Annotated in this window: 16 protein-coding genes; 9 read left to right on the top strand and 7 right to left on the bottom strand. The window is 51.3% G+C overall.

Annotation, left to right across the window (positions count from 1 at the left end; translation table 11 throughout):
* Positions 1 to 33: 33 nt before the first annotated feature.
* Positions 34 to 1,311 (bottom strand): c-type cytochrome, encoded by a 1,278-nt coding sequence (locus DCC81_RS04475; RefSeq protein ID WP_240612885.1) that lies wholly within the window; start codon positions 1,309 to 1,311, stop codon positions 34 to 36.
* A 610-nt stretch (positions 1,312 to 1,921) separates the two neighbouring features.
* Between DCC81_RS04475 and purN the strand changes: the two genes are divergently transcribed.
* The 5 genes from purN to DCC81_RS04450 are packed head-to-tail and all read left to right on the top strand — an operon-like array spanning position 1,922 to position 4,801.
* A complete protein-coding gene (gene purN, locus DCC81_RS04470; protein ID WP_240612884.1) occupies positions 1,922 to 2,500 on the top strand; it encodes a phosphoribosylglycinamide formyltransferase in 579 nt (192 codons plus the stop codon).
* Positions 2,501 to 2,554: 54 nt separating this feature from the next.
* On the top strand, positions 2,555 to 3,229 hold the full coding sequence (locus tag DCC81_RS04465) for a hypothetical protein (protein WP_108685384.1): 675 nt from the start codon (positions 2,555 to 2,557) through the stop codon (positions 3,227 to 3,229).
* Between the two features lie 59 nt (positions 3,230 to 3,288).
* Complete coding sequence (locus DCC81_RS04460) at positions 3,289 to 3,921, top strand: SCO family protein (protein WP_108685383.1); 633 nt, start codon at positions 3,289 to 3,291, stop codon at positions 3,919 to 3,921.
* Between the two features lie 2 nt (positions 3,922 to 3,923).
* On the top strand, positions 3,924 to 4,379 hold the full coding sequence (locus tag DCC81_RS04455; RefSeq protein WP_108685382.1) for a hypothetical protein: 456 nt from the start codon (positions 3,924 to 3,926) through the stop codon (positions 4,377 to 4,379).
* Positions 4,376 to 4,801 carry a Fur family transcriptional regulator gene (locus DCC81_RS04450; protein WP_108685381.1) on the top strand — a complete coding sequence of 142 codons (426 nt, stop codon included), beginning with the start codon at positions 4,376 to 4,378 and terminating at the stop codon, positions 4,799 to 4,801. Before DCC81_RS04455 ends, DCC81_RS04450 begins: the two co-directional genes overlap by 4 nt.
* A gap of 124 nt (positions 4,802 to 4,925) precedes the next feature.
* On the opposite strand, the gene DCC81_RS04445 is transcribed toward DCC81_RS04450, so the two are convergent.
* The 3 genes from DCC81_RS04445 to DCC81_RS04435 all read right to left on the bottom strand — a co-directional run bounded on the left by DCC81_RS04445 (position 4,926) and on the right by DCC81_RS04435 (position 10,391).
* Positions 4,926 to 6,647, bottom strand: a complete 1,722-nt coding sequence (locus DCC81_RS04445; RefSeq protein ID WP_108685380.1) for a M3 family oligoendopeptidase — start codon at positions 6,645 to 6,647, stop codon at positions 4,926 to 4,928.
* Positions 6,648 to 6,880: 233 nt separating this feature from the next.
* A complete protein-coding gene (locus tag DCC81_RS04440) occupies positions 6,881 to 7,516 on the bottom strand; it encodes a DUF5606 family protein (protein WP_108685379.1) in 636 nt (211 codons plus the stop codon).
* A 439-nt stretch (positions 7,517 to 7,955) separates the two neighbouring features.
* Positions 7,956 to 10,391 (bottom strand): lamin tail domain-containing protein, encoded by a 2,436-nt coding sequence (locus tag DCC81_RS04435; protein WP_108685378.1) that lies wholly within the window; start codon positions 10,389 to 10,391, stop codon positions 7,956 to 7,958.
* 394 nt (positions 10,392 to 10,785) lie between these two features.
* On the opposite strand from DCC81_RS04435, the gene DCC81_RS04430 reads away from it, so the two are divergent.
* Together DCC81_RS04430 and DCC81_RS04425 are read left to right on the top strand one after the other, a co-directional pair.
* Positions 10,786 to 11,775: an aspartate-semialdehyde dehydrogenase gene (locus DCC81_RS04430; RefSeq protein ID WP_108685377.1), complete on the top strand. Its 990-nt coding sequence runs from the start codon at positions 10,786 to 10,788 to the stop codon at positions 11,773 to 11,775.
* Positions 11,776 to 12,310: 535 nt separating this feature from the next.
* Positions 12,311 to 12,562 carry a hypothetical protein gene (locus DCC81_RS04425; protein WP_108685376.1) on the top strand — a complete coding sequence of 84 codons (252 nt, stop codon included), beginning with the start codon at positions 12,311 to 12,313 and terminating at the stop codon, positions 12,560 to 12,562.
* A 73-nt stretch (positions 12,563 to 12,635) separates the two neighbouring features.
* Here DCC81_RS04425 and DCC81_RS04420 read toward each other — a convergent pair whose 3' ends face one another.
* A complete protein-coding gene (locus DCC81_RS04420) occupies positions 12,636 to 13,295 on the bottom strand; it encodes a DUF2461 domain-containing protein (RefSeq protein WP_108685375.1) in 660 nt (219 codons plus the stop codon).
* Positions 13,296 to 13,408: 113 nt separating this feature from the next.
* Here DCC81_RS04420 and DCC81_RS25995 point away from each other — a divergent pair, with 113 nt between their 5' ends.
* Both DCC81_RS25995 and DCC81_RS04410 read left to right on the top strand, forming a co-directional pair.
* Positions 13,409 to 14,098: a FadR/GntR family transcriptional regulator gene (locus DCC81_RS25995; RefSeq protein ID WP_317047831.1), complete on the top strand. Its 690-nt coding sequence runs from the start codon at positions 13,409 to 13,411 to the stop codon at positions 14,096 to 14,098.
* A 224-nt stretch (positions 14,099 to 14,322) separates the two neighbouring features.
* Positions 14,323 to 15,564 (top strand): MFS transporter, encoded by a 1,242-nt coding sequence (locus tag DCC81_RS04410; protein WP_108685373.1) that lies wholly within the window; start codon positions 14,323 to 14,325, stop codon positions 15,562 to 15,564.
* 420 nt (positions 15,565 to 15,984) lie between these two features.
* Here the strand turns inward: DCC81_RS04410 and DCC81_RS04405 are convergent, their stop codons facing one another.
* Together DCC81_RS04405 and uvrB are read right to left on the bottom strand one after the other, a co-directional pair.
* Complete coding sequence (locus DCC81_RS04405) at positions 15,985 to 17,400, bottom strand: ammonium transporter (RefSeq protein WP_317047830.1); 1,416 nt, start codon at positions 17,398 to 17,400, stop codon at positions 15,985 to 15,987.
* A 641-nt stretch (positions 17,401 to 18,041) separates the two neighbouring features.
* Positions 18,042 to 20,090, bottom strand: coding sequence for an excinuclease ABC subunit UvrB (gene uvrB, locus DCC81_RS04395; RefSeq protein WP_108685371.1), 2,049 nt, complete (start codon positions 20,088 to 20,090; stop codon positions 18,042 to 18,044).
* Between the last annotated feature and the right edge of the window lie 163 nt (positions 20,091 to 20,253).

Here is a 20,253-nt window from a genome sequence, read left to right as displayed (position 1 = left end):
ACATGGCGCCCTTTCCTTATCAGATGTTGCGGATTAGTAGTGACATTTCTGGCACTCGGTACCACCTACTTGTTCTACCGTTACACTGTCGATCTTACCGGCTTTCACGTCGTCGTGCAGCTTGGTGAAGATGGAGTAGTATTTATTTTCGGTGAACTGTACTTTGGTAGTACGGTGGCAGTTGATACACCAGCCCATGGACAGCTCAGCGAACTGTTTCACTTCATCCATTTCCTGGATAGGACCGTGGCAGGTCTGGCATTGCTGTTTACCAGCTACTACGTGTTGAGAGTGGTTGAAGTATACGTGGTCGGGCAGTTGGTGAATGCGGTTCCAAGCGATCGGCTGGCCGGGTTTGGTGTATTTGCCTTTTTCCTTATCCCAACCCACTGCATCGTACAGCTTCTGGATCTCAGCGGTACCATTTACGCGCTTGCCCTCTACGGTTACGAGGTCAGGGCCATGGTATTCGTTGATCGCCTTGTGGCAGTTCATACAGATGTTCTCAGAGGGGATCATGGCATGCTTGCTCTTCTCAGCACCAGCGTGGCAGTACAGGCAGTTGATCTGGTTGATACCTGCGTGTACTTTGTGGGAGTAGAAGATAGGCTGGGCAGGCTGGTAGTCTTTCTGACGACCCAGGCTGATAGCGCCATTGATGGTGTAGTAACCACCGATAATAAAGAGGAGGAAGATCACGAGTGCGATGTAGGCCTTGTTCTTGTAGAAGGGAACAGGCTCCGGAACAGCTACGCCTTCTTTATCAGCGGCCAGCTTGTTCAGGTTAGAGTTGATCTGCAGCAGGATCAGCGCTACTACCGCCAGTACCAGGGTGATGATACCGAACAGCAGGCTGTTATTACCACCTTCTTCCTGGCCAGCTTCACCACCGGTAGCGGCAGTAGCTGCGGTTGCGGCCACAGGAGGCGTCGCAGTTTTAATGTACTCCAGTACGTTGTCAATGTCATCATCAGACAGGGCCGGGAAAGCAGGCATCTGCTGGCCGTTGTACTCTTTAAAGAGGCCATTGGCGTAAACATCACCGGAAGCCAGTACAGATGCAGAGTTGTGAACCCACTGGTGCAGCTTCTTTACGTCGCCGTTCCAACGATCCACCACACCTTGCAATGCAGGGCCGGTTACCTTCTTAAATACATTGTGACAAGTAGCACAGTTTTGCTGGAATATGGCCTTACCCTTAGCCGCGTCTGCAGCGTTCGCAGTTGAAGAGAACGCGAACAACAGTCCCGCGCATAGGATAAGCACACTCACAAATTGCTTGCGCAAATGATTGGAAACACGACGATACACAGCCTATATAATTTAGATTTGACCTAAGTTTCTCACTAGATTCTTAAAAGTGCCCACAAAAATAAGACAGAATATTGACAATCCACAAAGGAATTAAAAAAATTAATTGCTTGTAATAATCAACTCCCTTGTTAAACTACGTGCCCCGAAAGTGCCCGCAGTGGCGGATTACAGCTTATTCTTATCTATTCCCTTTCTTACTTATCAGCCAGAATTCCATATAAACTCTTTCTATATGTCCGCTGTGCCTGTGGATAAGTAAGCAGGCTAAAATGTACTGTGGATTAGGGTTTTATAGTATGCCCCCTGATCAGCTTTGAATGTTCCGTTGATGAAAGTCCCCTTGTTTAATGACTTTTGTCAGGTTTTTTCTTACCCCCGGGACATCGCTTATAATGGTAATAAAATTCGCTTTGCTATAACCTTATTGGTGGCGCTCCCATAGGAGCAGGGAATATGTCCAGTCGCATTCCCGGATTTCCGTACCCTGCAAAAGTGCAATAAAAATCGCTTCCAAGCTTCAAAAATAGGGTGGATTAATAGTTTATACAAGATACACCATTCATTTTGTGTTTACCGTGCTTATTTTTGCAGCCTACTAAAAAGGACCGTGTTGAAACAGATCGCCATATTCGCTTCAGGAGCAGGGAGTAACGCCCGCCAGCTCATCCGCCACTTCCAGCACTCGCCCCTGGCCAGGGTAAGCCTCATCGTGTGCAACAAGCCGGGGGCCGGCGTACTGGACATTGCGGCCGAATACGGCATCCCCACCCTCCTGCTGGACCGTCAGCTGTTCCTGAACACAGACACTTATATAAAAGAACTGAAAGCCCGCCACATCGACTTCGTGGTGCTGGCCGGTTTCCTTTGGAAAGTGCCAGCCAACCTGGTACAGGCATTCCCCCAGCGTATCATTAATATACACCCTGCCCTGCTGCCCAAATATGGGGGTAAAGGCATGTATGGCAACTTTGTACACGAAGCAGTGATTGCCGCCGGGGAAACCGAAAGCGGCATCACCATCCACTACGTGAACGAGTTTTACGATGAAGGTGCTCCCATCCTCCAGGAGCGTTGTACCATTACGCCCGACGATACTCCGGCCACCCTGGCCCAGAAGATCCACCTGCTGGAACACCAGTGGTACCCGGTGATTGTGGAACGATTATTGTCCCAGTTGCCCCAGTAACAAGCCCCCTTCTGCTGCTACAGCAACTCGTTTTTAAAAGCCGGTACTTAACTTATGAAAAGCATATTTGCCGCTCTGCTGCTTTGTTTTTTCGCCATTACGCAAGCCCATGCCCAGGACACCAGCAGGCCGTTCCCGAAAAGTACATTCATTAAAATAAACCCTGCCACGCTCATTAATGAACTGGACATCTCCCTGGAACAGGTGATTTCCCCCAAAGTGAGCCTGGAACTGGGTATCAGCGGCATTTATACAGACTATCCTGATTATGTGCTGCTGGAACGGGTGGACATTGGCCAGAGAAAACCTGACATCAGCACCCACCAGTATGTAGATGCCGTGGGACTTGGCTTCCGGGCAGGGCTGCGCTGGTATATTGTGCCACCCAAGCAGACCAATACCGTGATCCCCTCCGCCGGTGGCACCTACTTTGAGCCCGTGCTGCTGTATAAACGCATCTTCTATCCGCACGAGCACGTGACCATTGGCAATACCGATTATAAGAACTCCGGCAACAAGGATGTGTATGGCCTCCAGCTCCTGGTAGGCCGCCAGGTAACCCATAACCGCCTGGTGGTAGATCCCTACATTGGCATTGGTATCCGCACCAAGATCTATCATTACAACACCTACCACAACGACAACGGCACGGCCAACCTGGACCACGGACGCCTGGTAAGCGTACTGCCCAGCATCCAGTTCGGCATTAAGCTGGGGCTGAAACTGTAATATTTTTCTTTGGGGAATTGGCCCGCAGACCGGAACTTTGTGTTCTAAACTGCATCAGCATGCGCGTATCAAAAAAGGCTTTTTTTTATATTTCCTTCTTTGCGCTCCTGTCTGTCGCCTTCCTTGCCTATGCCGGATTTGCGATTTACCAGACCAACGGAACGATTAAGAATGTGGAACACCTGCCCATCCTGGGCCCAGGGCATACCGTGGAATCTTTTTCCTTCATTAACCAGGACGGCCGCACCATTACCAATGCAGACGTGAAAGGCAAAACCTACGTGGTGGAATATTTCTTTACCACCTGCAAAGGCATTTGCCCCAAGATGAACGCCAATATGGAAAAGGTGTACGCCAAATACAAGGACAACCCCGATTTCCTTATCCTCTCCCATACGGAAGACCCGGACAATGACAGTGTACCCGCCCTCAAGGCCTACGCAGAGAAGCACGGGGCCGACAGCAGGAACTGGTGGTTCCTCACCGGCAACAAGCGCCAGCTGTATAAACTGGCCCGGGAAAGCTACATGGTGGATGACGGTACAGACGCCGGCCCGGACGACTTTGTGCATACCCAGTGGTTTGCCCTGGTAGACAAAGACGCCCGCATCCGCGGCCTGTATGAAGGCACCAAGAGCAGCGACATCGATAAACTGAATACCGACATCGCCAGGTTGATGGCAGAAAAATAAGCATGAACAGATTCCTGCGCATAGCCACCTACCTGCTGGCCCTGTATCTCATAGAAACCCTGCTCTGCATACTGTGTTATGAAACAGAATACCTGGCACATGCCCTGCAGAACCATGGTTTCATAGACTGGAACTACCGCCAGGCCCTCCGCGATGCCGTGGAAATGAACGTGTTCCGCATGCTGGCCTTCTATGCCATCACGCTGCTGGTATTGTATTTTGGGCTGAAAGGATCCTGGAAATACCGCGCCTTGCAGGTGGCCGTTTTGAACTGTGGCACTTACCTGCTGCTGTGCGCCCTGTGCTACTGGCTACTGCCGGAAGATCTTACCAGCTGGTTCCGTCACTTTGCCGGATATGCCGCGCCAGCCACTTTCATCAGCCCGTTCATAGCCCAGGCATTCCAACGCCTGCGTAAGCTTACGGACCCTGCACCCAACAAAACAGCCATCCCATGACCACCGGGTATATAGATAAGATCAAGGAACTGCTGCGTATCAGCAAACTAAGTGTGACCGAAACCAGGCTGCGCATCCTGGAACTGTTTTTCACTGCCGATGGCGCCCTGGAGCACCACGATTTTGAAAAACTGGAAGGCGCCCACTTTGACCGGGTAACGGTGTACCGCACCCTCCAGACCTTCCTGGACAAAGGCATTATCCATAAGATCCCCACCACAGACAGTAACATTCACTACGCCCTGTGCAAGGACTGCTCCGAACATCACCACGAAGACCATCACATCCACTTCAAGTGCAAGCAATGCGATAGTACCCTGTGCCTGGAAGAAATCGACATTCCCGCCATTCAGCTCCCCACCGGCTATGCCGCCAGCAACGTAGCGGTGATCGTGAGCGGGGTATGCCCGAAGTGCAAATAGGGTTACCGGTATTATAAGTATGCGAAGAAATTATTAAAGCGATTATAACCCACAAAACAAGAGGCGGCATCCGGGAAGATGCCGCCTCTTTAATGCCTAGCTACAGCGCTTGGCGCCAATGGACCTACAATTTATCTATTTCCTCCTGCACAAAATCAGCCAGCTCCCTCACGTAAGCAGGGGAGAAATCAAAGCGGATACCAGCGGCTTTGTAAAGCTCCGGCAGGGACACCGTGTTGCCGAGGGCCAGTGCGCGCTGGTAGTTTTCCAGGGCCTGGGCCTTGTTCTCGCGGTATTGTTTCCACATGGCGATGGCGCCCAACTGGGCGATGCCATATTCGATATAATAGAACGGCACTTCAAACAGATGCAACTGGCGCTGCCAACTGGCGGCCCGGCCTTCTTCCAGGCCGGAAAAGTCTACCTCGTTGGGCGAAAACTCTTCCAGGATCTGTAACCAGGCAGCGGTACGCTCCGCTTCCGTGTGTTGCGGATGCTCATAGACCCAATGCTGGAACTTATCGATGGTAGCTATCCAGGGGAAGATGGTAATGGAGCGCTCCAGCTGTTGCAGCTTGGCGCGCTTCAGTTCTTCCGCATCGCTGAAGAAGATGTCCCAGTGGTCCATGGTAAAGAGCTCCATGCTCATGCTGGCCACTTCTGCTATTTCCATCGGGTATTCCTTGAACGCGCTCAATGACAGGGGATGGCTGAGGAATGAATGCACGGCATGGCCACCTTCGTGCACCATAGTGGTGAGGTCTTTCATCTGGCCGGCGGCGTTCATGAAAATGAAAGGCACACCGGTTTCCGCCAGGGGGCAGTTATAACCGCCGGGGGCTTTACCAATGCGGCTTTCGAGGTCCAGGCGGCCCATGCTTTTCATTACGCGGAGGCACTCGCCAAAGAAGGGATCCAGCGCGTCAAAGGTGGAAATGGCTTTATTCACCAGTTCTTCACCCGTGTGGAAAGGTTCCAGGGGCTTGGTGCCTGCCGGTTCCGCCTCTGTATCCCAGGGACGGAGCACATCCAGGCCCAATTTAGCCTTCTGGCGCTGCAGGCTTTTCTTCACCAGGGGCACAATGTGCTCACGCACCGCAGCGTGAAACTGGAAGCAGTCTTCTTTGGTATAATCAAAGCGGCCCAGTTCGCGGAACTTGTAATCGCGGTAGTTCTCAAAACCGGCGTTCACCGCTACCTGCTGGCGTTTCTGCACCAGGTCTGTGTAGAGCTTATCCAGGGCAGCCCGGTCTTGCAGGCGGCGGTCCATGGTCTTGCGGTACACTTCTTCCCGCAGGGTGCGGTCGCTACCCTCCAGGAACTTGGCGGCCTGCTGCAAGGTGTATTCTTTGTCATTTACCTTAATGGTCATCTTGCCGGAGATCACGCCGTACTGCTGGGCCATAACACTCAGTTCTGCAAAGAGCGGCACGTTTGCCTCACGGTAGAGTGATACCTGGTTGCGGGTGTTGCGCAGGTAAATGGAAAAGCCAGGCTTGGAAAGCCCGGCGGCAAAGGGGCTGTCCAGCAGGCGCTGGTTCAGTTCATTTGCCACGGGTTGCATCTTGGGCTGTATTTCCATGCAGAAGTAGGTGAAAGCCTCTTCCAGTTTGGGATCGGTGGTATCGCAGGTCATTTTGATCTGACGCCAGCAGGCGTCTTCGCTCACTACGGCTTCCAGTTCGCTGATGTCCAGCAGCCATTTTTCCAGGGCGGCGGTGCTGTCCAGCGGGCGCTCCTGCAGGTCCTGAAAATAGGGTTGCAGGGCGTCCCAGGTGGTTACAGTAAAGTCTTCGGGCAGAAAGTGCCGGGGGGCTTTTTTGATATGTGCGGTTGCTGTGTTCATTGTATTAAAATAATGTTTTAAATCCGGGCTTACCAGGTCCGCAATGTACAGGAAGATGTGGGAAAATGAAAAGTTAAATCTGCAGGGACTGTTTAAAACGCAAACAGCGTTTGTTGGCAGGTCGGGTATGGGCCGGGCAATGAAAAGTTAGCACGGTGGAGCTCAAAACGCAAACAACGTTTGCCGGTAACTCCAGCAAACGTTGTCCTGCAAATGTTATGAGAATAGCGTGATTACTCTTCTTCTTTCTTTTTCTTAGCGGCAGCCTTCTTAGGCTTGGGCGCCGGTGCTTCTTCGCCTTCTGCAGCGGGAGCAGCTGCTTTCTTGGCGGCAGCTTTTTTCGGTTTTTCAGCGGGGGCTTCTTCACCTTCAGCTACTTCTGCCTTTTTACGGGTGGCTTTCTTGGCGGGCTTTTCTTCGGCAGCAGGAGCGGCGTCCACTTCTACGAGAGCAGCCTCAGCAGCTTCTTCACTGGCAGCCTGGATCTCTTCAAAGTTGAGGAGTTCATTGGCTTTCAGAATACCAAACCATTTTACCATTTTCTTCATATCGCTCACGTATACGCGCTCTTCGTCAAAAGAGGGGAATACGGTCTTGAAGTATGCTTTGATGGCATTGTTGTCTGCCTTGGCATCTGGCTGAGCGGTGGCGCTTTCGTCCATCGCTTTGAACACAGCTACCAGGTTCACGTTATCACCGGTTGTAAATACTTCGATGCTTTCCAGGGGGGTAAAGTTGTGGATGCGGGAAGACACAAAGCGGGAGCTTTTATCTTCGAGCGACTTAACGATAGCGCCGTCCTGTTTACTAGCTATCAATTGGTACAAACCGCCGAGGCCGGTTATTGCAACAATCTCTCTATACTGCATATTCAATTTTTTTGGAAGGGCAAATATAAAAAAATTAATTATTGGCCAATGCCCTGAAACGGAAGACCTTGTTTTCCGCACCGGATAAAACAGCCCTTTCTCCCGGATAAGCAGTTAGCCCGCAGTGATTTAGCAGCGGCGGCCGCTGCTGAAAAAATTGACCTGGTTAAGGTGGTTGAAGTGGGTATCGAGGGCAAAAACGGGATCGTTTCCGGGCTGGCAGCCGGGTGGAGGGTCTTATTTCAGGCCCACATATGACGGCGGCAGGCGCCGGGCGCATCGTTTTGTCTGGCTATTCGCCACCATTACAGGCAGCGGCGGGGTGCATTACTTTTACCGAGCCGCCGCCTTAACAAACGGAATCCTACGGGAATCCATGCGTTGTTTTTCAAGTATCAGGGCCGCTCATGCCGGTTCCCAACAGCTTTGCCCGCTGTTCTTATTGCAGTTTCATGGCGAGTACCAGCGGCTGTTTCCAGTATTTCACAGTACCACCCCGGTCAAATACCATGACATATATTATATAAATACCTGCCGGTAATGTCCGCCTGTTATCACCCAGCCCGTCCCAGGTAAATTTACCTTCTGTCCCTAACAGGCTATTCCGCACCAGCTCCCGCACCGCGTGCCCATTTGCATCAAAAAGAGTGATATTCCCCACAAAGCCGGGCAATGGCATCACGTAATGGATAACGGCCAGATCGTCCATCCCATCAAGATCCGGCGAAAAGGTGGCTGGTGTCACACTCCAACCGCTGGCCTGCCCGGGCACCGGCATGGCCTGCGAGTTTTTACGCCCTGGCGTGCTGTAGCCTGCATCTGCCGCGGCAGAGTGCCAGTTGCCCGCGTTTTGTGTAGGTTTATCCGGGTCTATGCGTTCCAGGGAAATTCCTTTAGCCCCGGTCAATAATTCAAACTGCATCTCCGGTGAGTAGGCAAATGCATCCAGTCCTGCAGTATCATACCGCAGCCGCATGGCAGCACCCTCATTTGATAACGCCGGCAGGTGTACCGTTAACCGCGGCCCATCCATCCCGCAAATGGCCTGCCTGCAAAGCGCCTGCGGATCATTGCTCACAATGGCATAGGCGCCACCCATCAGCAGTAGTGGCTTGGCCACCAGCCGCAGGCCGGGCCTTTCATTGCCTTCTTTGTCCAGCATGATCAAAAATACATGCGAGAGGTCCACTGCATGATTACTGCGGTTATATAGCTCAATGAACTGGGGCATGCCTGGCGCGGGATCATACATCACTTCGTTGAAAACCACGTCCAGGCTGTCTGGTACGGCAGTGAGTGCGATGGCTGCTTCATTTTTCACCCCGCTTTCCAGCCCATTGCAATCTGTAATGCCGGTGGTAGTAAGTACATACAAACTATCCTGCTGCAAAGGCGTTTGCAAAGTGAGTACTACCTCATTGCAAAGCGGCGTGCGTACAGTTGCTTTAACAACCTTCAACCGGCCTCCCTGGAAGTGATAATGCTCCAAACCGTTTGCTGTGGCACTGTCCAGGGTTGCAGCAAAACTTAGCAACAAGTGCAGGCTGTCTGCCGGAAATGCCTGTAACAGGTCTGGTACTACCGGGGAGATATGGCCATCAGCTGCATTTCCATGACCAGGTGTGCCGCCCATTGCGGCGGTGGATGCGGTCCAGTTTTCTGCCATGCTGCAAGGTGTTGAGACATCTATCATTTCCAGGCTGTGGCCTCCTTTTGCATACGCGTCGTTATGGTAGGTTTCCTTACCATATGCAATAACATGCAGCAACGCATCATGTGCATTGCGCAACACAATGGTATCCGCGGTTTTGAATGCAGGAAATGCCGGTACGCTCAAAGTAGCCCCCAGCCTGCGATAGCTGCTGTCCGCATCTTTGTCGCAAATGATCAAAAGGCTATCTGGTGGTAATGCATATGCAGGTACAACACACCGTCGTATAGCATCTGCAAGTACACAGCCTTGCAGTTGTATAGTGTCCCCACTCCGGTTCTTTAGCTCAATAAACCGGTAAGGTGGTAACCCTGCAGGTGGCGATGGATCTGTAAGTATTTCATGTATGACGACATCGTATAATAAAGGTTCCCGTCCTGAAACATGCGCTGGAGGCGGCGTCACCGGTGGCGTTTGCGTGGTATCCGGCGGCGATGGCGTGGTCGTATCAGGCGGCGTCACCGGTGGCGTTTGCGTGGTATCCGGCGGCGATGGGGTGGTCGTATCAGGCGGCGTCACCGGTGGCGTTTGCGTCGTGTCAGGCGGCGTCCCCGGTGGCGTTTGCGTCGTATCCGGCCAAGCACCGGTAACCACGTCATCAAAGTAATGCTTATCAAAAAATGAAGCCGTTGATTGCTTCACTGCAAAGCCAAAATAACCCTGCGCGCCACCACTGCTGTCAACCGCGGTGCGCACCGTATCCCACGTTGCTACTGCCCCGGTACCGCATTGTAAATACCAATGCCCTCCGTGCCTTGAAACCCTTACCTGCACTATGTTTGAAGCATGGTTCAACAGGCCGTCCAGTCCATCGATCACCTTCACCGGCGCCTGGCCTTTCACCACGTGATAAAGGCTCACTTCGTCCGCGGTATTTCCCGCGCGCACAAAATAGCCGCTCACCACCGGCGATAATAAATTCAGCGTATCCGCCACGAGGAATACATCCACATAGTTTTGCGAGGATGGATTGAAGCCCAGTTTCATCCACCACTGCCAGCTATCCGCCGCATGTACTTCCGCAGTACCCAGGTAAAAGCTGCTCTTAGCCTGCTCCCAATGACTTTGCAGCTTGCCATCCTCCACTATCCAGGCGGTGTCCGTACCGCGCCAGGCATTGGCCGGCAGGCCGTTACTAAAATCTTCGCGGAAATCCTGGGCCATTATCCCAGGTGCTATACAGCATAAAACAGTTAACAAAAGCGCGGCAGCAATGGTCTGCGCACGTAACAGGGTTGTCCACATAAACAATGAGGGTTGAGCAAAACAATTTTTAGTGAGGCACAATGGTCCGCTTAAATTCCATCCCAAATCCTTCAAAATTGTTAATGGGTAAAAGCAATGGATTGCAATGAAAAAAAACTGTTTTTCTATCTCCAGCGGCCCCGTCACTGGGTGAAACAGGCCTGGCGCCCTCCGCTTTTTCCTTTGATTTTCTCTAAATATCCACCCAAAACCAAGGGTTAGCCTGTATTTCCGCTAAAAATCGCCGGGCGCTGCAAAAAAACGGGGGTTTAGCATTAATTTTACGTTCCTAATTTTAAAACCACATAAAAAAATGAAAGTTGCCGTTGTAGGAGCTACCGGCCTGGTAGGCTCAAAAATGTTACAAGTGTTGGCGGAGCGGAATTTCCCCGTGACCGAATTGATTCCCGTAGCCTCAGAAAAATCTGTGGGTAAGGAAGTAACATTTAAGGGCAAGTCTTACAAGATTGTGAGCGCGACCACGGCCATCGCGCTCCAACCTAACGTAGCGATCTTCTCCGCAGGCGGTTCCACCTCCCTGGAATGGGCGCCCAAATTTGCCGAAGCCGGCATCACCGTGATCGACAACTCCTCTGCCTGGCGCATGGACCCTACCAAGAAACTGGTGGTACCTGAGATCAATGGAGACACCCTCACCGCGGCCGACAAGATCATTGCCAATCCCAACTGTTCTACCATACAGATGGTGCTGGTGCTCAATCCCCTGCACAAGAAATATGGCATTAAACGCGTAGTGGTATCCACCTACCAGTCTGTAACCGGTACCGGCGTAAAGGCTGTGACCCAGCTGATGAACGAGCGCGCCGGCGTGGAAGGTGAAAAAGCCTACGCCCACCAGATAGACCTGAACGTAATTCCCCAGATCGATGTCTTCACGGACAATGGTTACACCAAGGAAGAAATGAAAATGGTGAACGAAACCAAGAAGATCATGGGCGATGACAATATTAAAGTAACCGCCACCACCGTGCGCATCCCCGTAATAGGCGGCCACAGTGAAGCCGTAAACGTGGAATTCAACAAGGAATACGACCTCGCCGAAGTACGCTCCATCCTGGAACATACCCCTGGCGTGGTAGTAGTAGACGACCCGGCCAATGCCAAATACCCCATGCCCAAGGACGCTCACGACCGCGACGAGGTATTTGTAGGCCGCATCCGCCGGGATGAGACCCAGGATAAGACCATCAACCTCTGGATAGTGTCTGACAACCTGCGCAAGGGAGCCGCTACGAACGCAGTGCAGATTGCGGAGTACCTGGCGGGTAAGCACATGTTGTAAAAACACGTGTTCCCAAAAGCAAAAAAATATAAAAGGTCCCGGTGCAGTGCCGGGACCTTTTTTCATATTATACCTTCACTGTCTACATGTATTAAATTAACATCCTCAATTAGTAAGCTATATTGATTATTTCCCCTGCGATCAGCATGTCCTGAAAACCAGCATTTTAATAACGCGCACGCCCCTACGATTTGTCTAATTCCTGGACTGTATACATATGGCAGCCATGCCAAAAAAGCCCGTCTAACACGACTTTCACGACAGTTTGATGCTTTTTTATTCAATAAATCAGCAAATCCTTGAAATAACCGCAGAAAAGCAAGGATGAAAACCAGGTTATTTTCAACATATTCAATATTTTATTAAAGTAATACAACGAAAAACTACACGGAAGTAGTATTGAAATCTGCAGGATTTCGTACAACTTTGGTAACATAATCCTATGCACCCGGGCACTAAACAGCTTGGATCGTTTCCGAAGTCGAATTGAAAACTATTTAAATCCTAAAATCCTAAGTTTCAAAAATCCTAACCTATGAAAACGAACACCAATCGCGAGCTGCTGTTAATGCAAAAGTTTACCGAAGAATGGTCTAACAATTTCTCCTCACAGGTTTCCCGGATCATGACGATCGTAGATCAGAAAGACACCCTGGACGGCATCATTCCGATCATTGAAGTGGCAAACGTGTACACACAAAAATTTGCACACAACAAGGTTGAAAAAGAATCCCTGCTCAAGAATCGCAAGGCGCGCCCCTTCGAGTTCGTTATTCACAAAAACTAAATTTTTACCGTCAGCACTGCTATCTTAGCACAGCAGGCCGTGCCCGCCGTGCAAGTACATGAAACCAGGTCCCCTATTCCAATGCGCGGTTCAGGAATGCCAGTAAGGGTTGCATCGCTGCAAAACTTTGCAGGATCTCTTTTACCAATCCGAGCTTCGTGCAGGTTTCATCCGTAAGATGGCGGTCTACTGTAAAACTTTTGTGCCTCAAAACAGCAATGGCCGGGTTATCGGCGGTGTACCCCTGGGGATTGGTCTTAAGTGTTTCCCCGCCTAACACTCCAAAGTATTTTTTGAAATTCTTACCGGAGACGATGTATTGAAACTCGTCGAAGTTGTAATCAATTTCCTGTCTCACTTTTTTCAACTCAGGCGCCGCTGGCATCCAGAGGCCGCCACCTGCAAAACTATGCCCACCCGGCTCGTAGTGAAAGTAGTAGCCTGCACGGAGCGACTTCTTTCCGCCTGCCTGGAAGGCTGCGCCCATATTGGTTTTGTAAGGGGTCTTATCTTTTGAAAAACGCACATCTTTATAAATGCGGAACACGCAGTCCTTGACCTGCAGGTTCTCCATCGAGGCGTCCTGCATAGCCAGGCCGTCCAGGATCTGCTGCACAGTATTTTCGTAGTCCGCCTTTGCCGCCAGGTACTCGTCCCGGTGCGCGTCAAACCATTCTTTGTGATTATTTTCTCCCAGTTGCAATATGAATTTTTCCGTTGTCCGTGCTAACATCTTATAAATATTGAAGTGTTTTATCGATCTGCCGATCTAATAATTTTAGCATTTTGCGCCATCTAAGTTAAGGTTTTTGCATGGCCTTGACATTCTCATAAAATGTATTAGCTTTGCAATCATCAGATGATATGATGAATAATGCCGTCATAAAAAAACGTTCCCTGGCAGATGAAGTGGCCAGTGCCCTGCAGGAGCAGATTGCCAAAGGTGTATACAAGATTGGCGACAAACTGCCCATCGAGCCGGAGCTCATGAAGCAGTACGGCGTGGGCCGCTCCACCATCCGCGAGGCGATCAAAACCCTCGTGAACGCCGGCCTTCTCCGCGTACAGCAGGGCCTGGGCACCTTTGTAGAGTCCATGCATGTGCACGCGGCGCCCATAGACCAGCGCCTGAAAAGGGCCAACCTGCACGACCTCAACGAAGTGCGGCAACTCCTGGAAATGAAGATCGCGGAAAAAGCCGCCCGGTACCGTACAGCAGAAGATATCAGCGCCATGCAAGCCTGCCTGGACCGCCGCCTGGCCGCTGCCAATGCCGGCCAGCTGGAGCAAACCATCGATGCGGACATTGCCTTTCACACGGCCATTGCCACCGCCGCCCGGAATGAAATCCTTTCTGATCTCTACCAGGCCGTGTCAGTGCACCTGAAAAAAGGATTTGCCAAACTGTATAATGACACCGGCATTTTCCTGCGCAGCCATGCCCTGCATGTGCAGTTATGCCAGGCCATTGCAGACCAGGACCAGAAGAAGGCCTGGAACACGGTGGGGGCTATTATTGACAATACGGACAAGTAGCGGGAAGTACGGCGCCGGAACCAGCTCAGAAACAGGCGTTTACTACATTTGACCTGGTCAATGAAATGGTCAAATATTAAATAAATAAACAATTAATATACAACAACTTGAAGATTAGGAATACTTCTCATTTTATCATGGCCGGCGCAACTTAATATACATAACATCACTTATTACTTTTCTGCTTTGAATCATCAGATGATCAGATCTTAAACTCACCTTTTATGGAACAAACGCTTTCCGCCAACAAGCCCGCCCAGGCGGTACAGAACGCCGCCCAGCAAACGGTGTTCGGTATTCTTTTCACTATTAGTTTTGCGCACCTGCTTAACGACATGCTGCAGTCGATCATCCCATCAGCCTATCCTATCCTGAAAGACCAGTTTGGGCTTAGCTTTTCCCAGATCGGTATTATCACCCTTGTGTACCAGCTCACCGCCTCTATTCTGCAGCCGTTTGTAGGCTGGTATATGGACAAGCGCCCTACGCCATATTCCCTGGCCGTGGGCATGGGCTTCACCCTTACCGGCCTGCTGCTGCTGGCTTATGCAGATAGCTTTGCCCATATCCTGCGGGCGGTGTGCCTGATCGGCGTGGGCTCTTCGGTGTTCCACCCCGAGGCTTCCAAAGTGGCCCACCTGGCCGCCGGTGAGCGCAAAGGGCTGGCCCAGTCCATTTTTCAACTGGGTGGCAATACCGGCAGCGCCCTGGGCCCCCTGCTGGCGGGCATTATCATTGTGCACCGCGGCCAGCATAGCATCACCTGGTTTTCCGCAGCCGCTGTCCTGGGTGTTATTGTGCTACTGGTAGTGGCGCAGTGGTACCGTAAAAAACTGATGGAGCACGCCGCCGGCAAGGCTCGCCGCACTATCAGGCCACATAATTTCTCCACGGGCCGCGTGGCGGCTTACCTGGGGATCCTGCTGGTGCTCATTTTCTCCAAGTATTTCTACATGGCTAGCATGACCAGCTACTATACCTTTTTCCTGATCAATAAATTCCACCTCACCGGCGACCAACCGCAGATGTACCTCTTTGGCTTCATGGGCGCCGTAGCGGCGGGCACGCTGATAGGCGGTCCCCTGGGCGACCGTTTTGGGCGTAAATATATTATCTGGTTCTCTATCCTCGGCGTAGCGCCCTTCACCCTGATGCTGCCCTACGCATCCCTGTTCTGGACCTGCGTATTGTCTGTTATCATCGGCATTATCCTGTCGTCTGCCTTTTCCGCCATCCTGGTGTATGCCACGGAACTGGTACCGGGCAAGGTAGGCCTCATTGCAGGCCTGTTCTTCGGTTTGGCCTTTGGCATGGGTGGCCTGGGATCTGCCGTACTGGGCAAGCTGGCAGACCGTACCAGCATTGAACACGTATTTCATTTATGCGCCTTCCTGCCCCTCATTGGCATCATTACTTCCCTGCTGCCAGACCTGGATAAAGTGAAAAGGTCGTTGCAGGAACAATAACAATAAACCGTAAACCGGGAGGCTTCCAAATAGCTGCCGGAAGCCCTTCCGCAATGGGGATAGTCTCAGGGCTGTCCCTTTTTGTTTCAGGGATGTGCATACACGAAAAAGCCCGCGGCGGATTGCCACGGGCCAGTGTTGTTTAGCAGCTTAGATGATTGTTCTACTTAGACTTGGTTGATAAAATAAGTTGGCAAGGTACAATGGGATAAACACGCGTTAAATGGTTCAAGGCCCGGTGTATTTTTTCGTCGGTCGAGATTTTGGTTGATCGAGGGGAGCGTGAACCTTGCCGGATATCTTAAGAACCGGGACCGGTAGGCCAGCGTCTTTCGCCTGGGGTAAGCCGCGTTTGAAGTGGCGTTACCTGCCTGGGGCACAAGGCGAAAGACTGCCAGGCTACCAGCTCCGGGGTGGTAGTTATTTGTCGATAAATTCTTTGTACTCTGTAGGTGCTGCTTCTTCATTCAGTGCACCCAGGCCATTTACCGCCAGGTTTGCAGGATGATAGCGCTCGCCGTGCTGGGTAGCATCCAGGCCCAGGATCTCCTCTTCTTCGCTTACACGCAGCGGGTGAATGAGGTTTATCAGTTTGAAGATGCCATAAGACACCGTGAAGCTGTAAGCCACTACGATCAACAGACCGGTAAGCTGTTTTACAAACAGGTCCGGGTTGCCGTAGAACCAGCCATCATTACCAGCAGGATTGATCACTTTCGTGGCAAAGATGCCGGTGAGCAGCATACCCACCATACCACCTACACCGTGGCAGGGGAACACGTCCAGTGTATCATCAATGCTGGATTTGGTTTTCCAGTGCACGGCCATATTGGAGATGATGGCGGCAATAAAACCAATAAACATGCTCTGCGGAATGCCCACATAACCGGCAGCGGGCGTGATGGCTACCAGGCCTACCACCGCACCAATGCAGAAGCCCAGTGCGGAAGCCTTGCGGCCGCGGATCACGTCAAAGAACACCCAGCTGAGGCCCGCAGCAGCAGCTGCGGTATTGGTAGTAGCAAAAGCGCTTACAGAAAGGGCATTGGCTCCCAGGGCAGAACCGGCATTGAAACCAAACCAGCCAAACCATAGCAAACCGGTACCGATCAGCACAAACGGGATGTTTGCCGGTTCCAGTTCTTTCTTTTCAATGTGGTCTTTACGGCGTTTCAGCACCAGGGCACCCGCCAGGGCAGCGCAGCCGGCAGAAATGTGTACTACGGTGCCACCGGCAAAGTCCAGTACACCCATTTTATACAGGAACCCGGAAGGATGCCAGGTCCAGTGTGCGATCGGTGCATACACCAGGAGGGAGAACAGCACCATGAATAATATGTAGGAAGTAAAGCGGATGCGCTCTGCCACGGCACCCACCACCAGTGCGGGGGTGATCACGGCAAACTTCATCTGGAACAATGCAAACAGCAGGAAGGGAATGGTAGCTGCATTGGCAAATGGTTCGGCTGACGGTACATTATGGAAGAAGAAATAAGTGCCGGGGTTACCGATCACACCTCCCAGGGAATCACCGAAGGCCATGCTAAAGCCCACCGCTACCCAGATAACACTTACCAGGCCGGCAGCAATAAAGCTCTGCACCATGGTGGAAATAACGTTCTTGCGGTTCACCATCCCACCATAAAAGAAGGACAGGCCGGGGGTCATCAGGAATACCAGGGCAGTAGCCACGAGAATCCAGGCAACATCGGCAACGTTATACTTACCATCGCCATTGAAAGCTACCTGGTTCTGAACAAAGAGCCCGATAACGGACAACGCTGCCAGTATCAGAAAAGGCAAATAGTCTTTAAAAGGTACTTTTTTTGTCATCATAGCTGCTTTTTTAACATTTCTGGCATAAAAGTACATTTTTGTCCAGGACCTAGGTTGGGTTTTGCAAAAATTAGAAATCATTAAATAAAAAAGCGCATTTATCTGACCAAAAACATCATATTACATTTTAATACTATATTAAAGCGTGTAAACTGGCAGTTTTGCTTCTGAAGTAATTAAATTATAAATTGATTAACAATAAATTAATACACGCTCACCCCGGTATTTGAAAATTTCAAATTTTAGTGGCAACCGGCCGGAATAGAACGAGATTAAAACGAGATTAGAATTGATTTTTAATTTATTATAATTTGTATTTTATATCTATATAATAGAAATAGGCTTCAGCCGCCTTCACATATATTATAATATTCAACATGCAAAAATGAGAATAAAACGAGGTCGGGCCCGTTTTTTTCATGATATGGGTCATAGAACAGGTAAAACCAGGTATGGGCGAAAATATTATCACCTGCTGCGCCCGGATGAAATCCTTTTGGGTTGCCCAGCCCGTCGATTTTATCATATAAAATAATTTATAATGTATTATTCATTGCAGGTGGAATGAATGCATAACGGTAAAATAAAAGCCGCGGCCCTGGGAGGCGGCGGCTTTTATTTTATGATAAAATTTCCGGGGATCATTTCTTCATGGCATCCAGGTCTTTTTGCATTTTAAACATCTGGTCGCGCAGGCGGGCGGCCTCCATGAAATCGAGGTCCCTGGCTGCTTTTTCCATATCCTTCTTCACGCGGGCAATGGCCTTTTCCATCTGCGGGATCGTGAGGGCGCCATTGTCCTTATTGTACACGGCTTTATCGTCTGCCACCAGGGCCATTTCATCATGTACTGCCAGCGGGGAGTGCTCATCATATTGTTTGATCTCCAATACGGAAGTTTGTCCCATGATCTCCTGGATGGATTTTTTTACCGTGCGGGGCACAATACCGTTGGCAATGTTGTGGGCCAACTGGCGCTCCCGGCGGCGGTCCGTTTCATCTATGGTACGCTGCATGCTCTCGGTGATGGTATCTGCATAGAAGATCACCAGCCCGTCTACGTTACGGGCGGCGCGCCCGGCGGTCTGGGTCAGGGAGCGCTGATCGCGCAGGAAGCCTTCTTTATCTGCGTCCAGGATGGCCACCAGCGATACTTCCGGCAGGTCCAGGCCTTCACGCAGCAGGTTCACCCCTACCAACACATCTATCTTGCCCAGGCGCAGGTCTCTCAGGATCTCCACGCGCTCCAGGGTATCTACTTCCGAGTGGATGTAGCGGCTTTTAATGTTAATGCGGGCCAGGTATTTATCCATTTCCTCCGCCATGCGTTTGGTGAGCGTGGTTACCAGCACGCGATCGCCCTTCTGGATGCGTTTGTCTATTTCATCCAGCAGGTCATCCACCTGGTTAATGCTGGGCCTTATTTCAATGGGAGGATCCAGCAGGCCGGTGGGGCGCACTACCTGTTCCACTACCACGCCTTCTGTTTGTTGCAGCTCATATTCACCGGGGGTGGCGCTCACAAAGATCACCTGGTTCATCATCTGCTCAAACTCGTAGAAGTTCAGCGGCCGGTTGTCCAGCGCGGAGGGCAGGCGGAAACCATAATCCACCAGTGTAAGCTTGCGGGAGCGGTCGCCCCCGTACATGCCGCTGATCTGCGGAATGGTCACGTGGCTTTCGTCTATCACCATCAGGAAGTCCTTTGGGAAATAATCGATCAGGCAGAAGGGCCTTACCCCGGGTTTGCGTCGGTCCAGGAAGCGGGAATAGTTTTCAATGCCGGCGCAGTAGCCCAGTTCCCGGATCATTTCCAGGTCATAGTTTACGCGCTCGGTGAGGCGCTGGGCCTCTATGTGTTTACCATTGGCCCGGAAATATTCCGCCTGCGCCAGCAACTCATCCTGTATTTCGTGGATGATCTGGGTCATCAGGTCTTTGGGGGCCAGGTACATGTTGGCAGGGAAAATGGCGGCATCGTCCAGGGAAAGGATGCGCTTCCCGTTGGTCACGTCAATGGTCTCCAGGGTCTCTATCTCATCGCCAAAGAAGGTGATGCGGTAGCCGTAATCCACGTAGGGCAGGTTCACATCCACGGTATCGCCCTGCACGCGGAAGTTGGAGCGGTTAAAATCGCCGGTGGTGCGGGAATACAGGGAATTTACCAGCGCATGCAGCAGGGCGTTGCGGCTGATCTGCATGCCCTTTTCCAGGCGGATGATCCCGTTCTCATATTCTGTAGGGTTACCCATACCGTAAATGCAGGACACACTGGCCACCACGATGATATCCCTCCGGCCGGAAAGCAGGTTGGACGAGGCCCGCAGGCGCAGCTTGTCCAGCTCCTCGTTGATGGCCAGGTCTTTTTCAATGTAGGTATCGCTCACAGGCATGTAGGCCTCGGGCTGGTAGTAATCGTAGTAAGACACGAAATACTCCACTGCATTTTCGGGGAAGAACTGTCTCAGTTCCCCGTACAGCTGGGCCACCAGCGTTTTGTTATGCGTAAGCACCAGGGTGGGGCGCTGGGTCTGCTGGATCACGTTAGCTATGGTGAAGGTTTTGCCGGAGCCGGTCACCCCGAGCAGGGTCTGGTAGGGTTCCCCTTCTTTTACGCCTTCTACAAGGCGGCGTATGGCCTCCGGCTGATCGCCTGCCGGCGGGTAAGGTGCATGTAATTTGAATGGCATGTAACAAATTTAAGCAATTGTACAATGTACTATATACAAGGCAGGGTGTACCATTCATCGCCGGTTTACGCCGAATGTAGCCGGCCAGCCGGCCTTGTACATTGTACTTTGCACCTTGTACAAAAAAAGACCAATTTTACACCTACAAACTTTAGAAGCAGAT

The sequence above is a fragment of the Chitinophaga parva genome (assembly GCF_003071345.1).
GTDB lineage: Bacteria > Bacteroidota > Bacteroidia > Chitinophagales > Chitinophagaceae > Chitinophaga > Chitinophaga parva.
The sequence above is the reverse complement of the archived record's forward strand: the minus strand, read 5'-3'. Positions and strand labels throughout refer to the sequence as shown.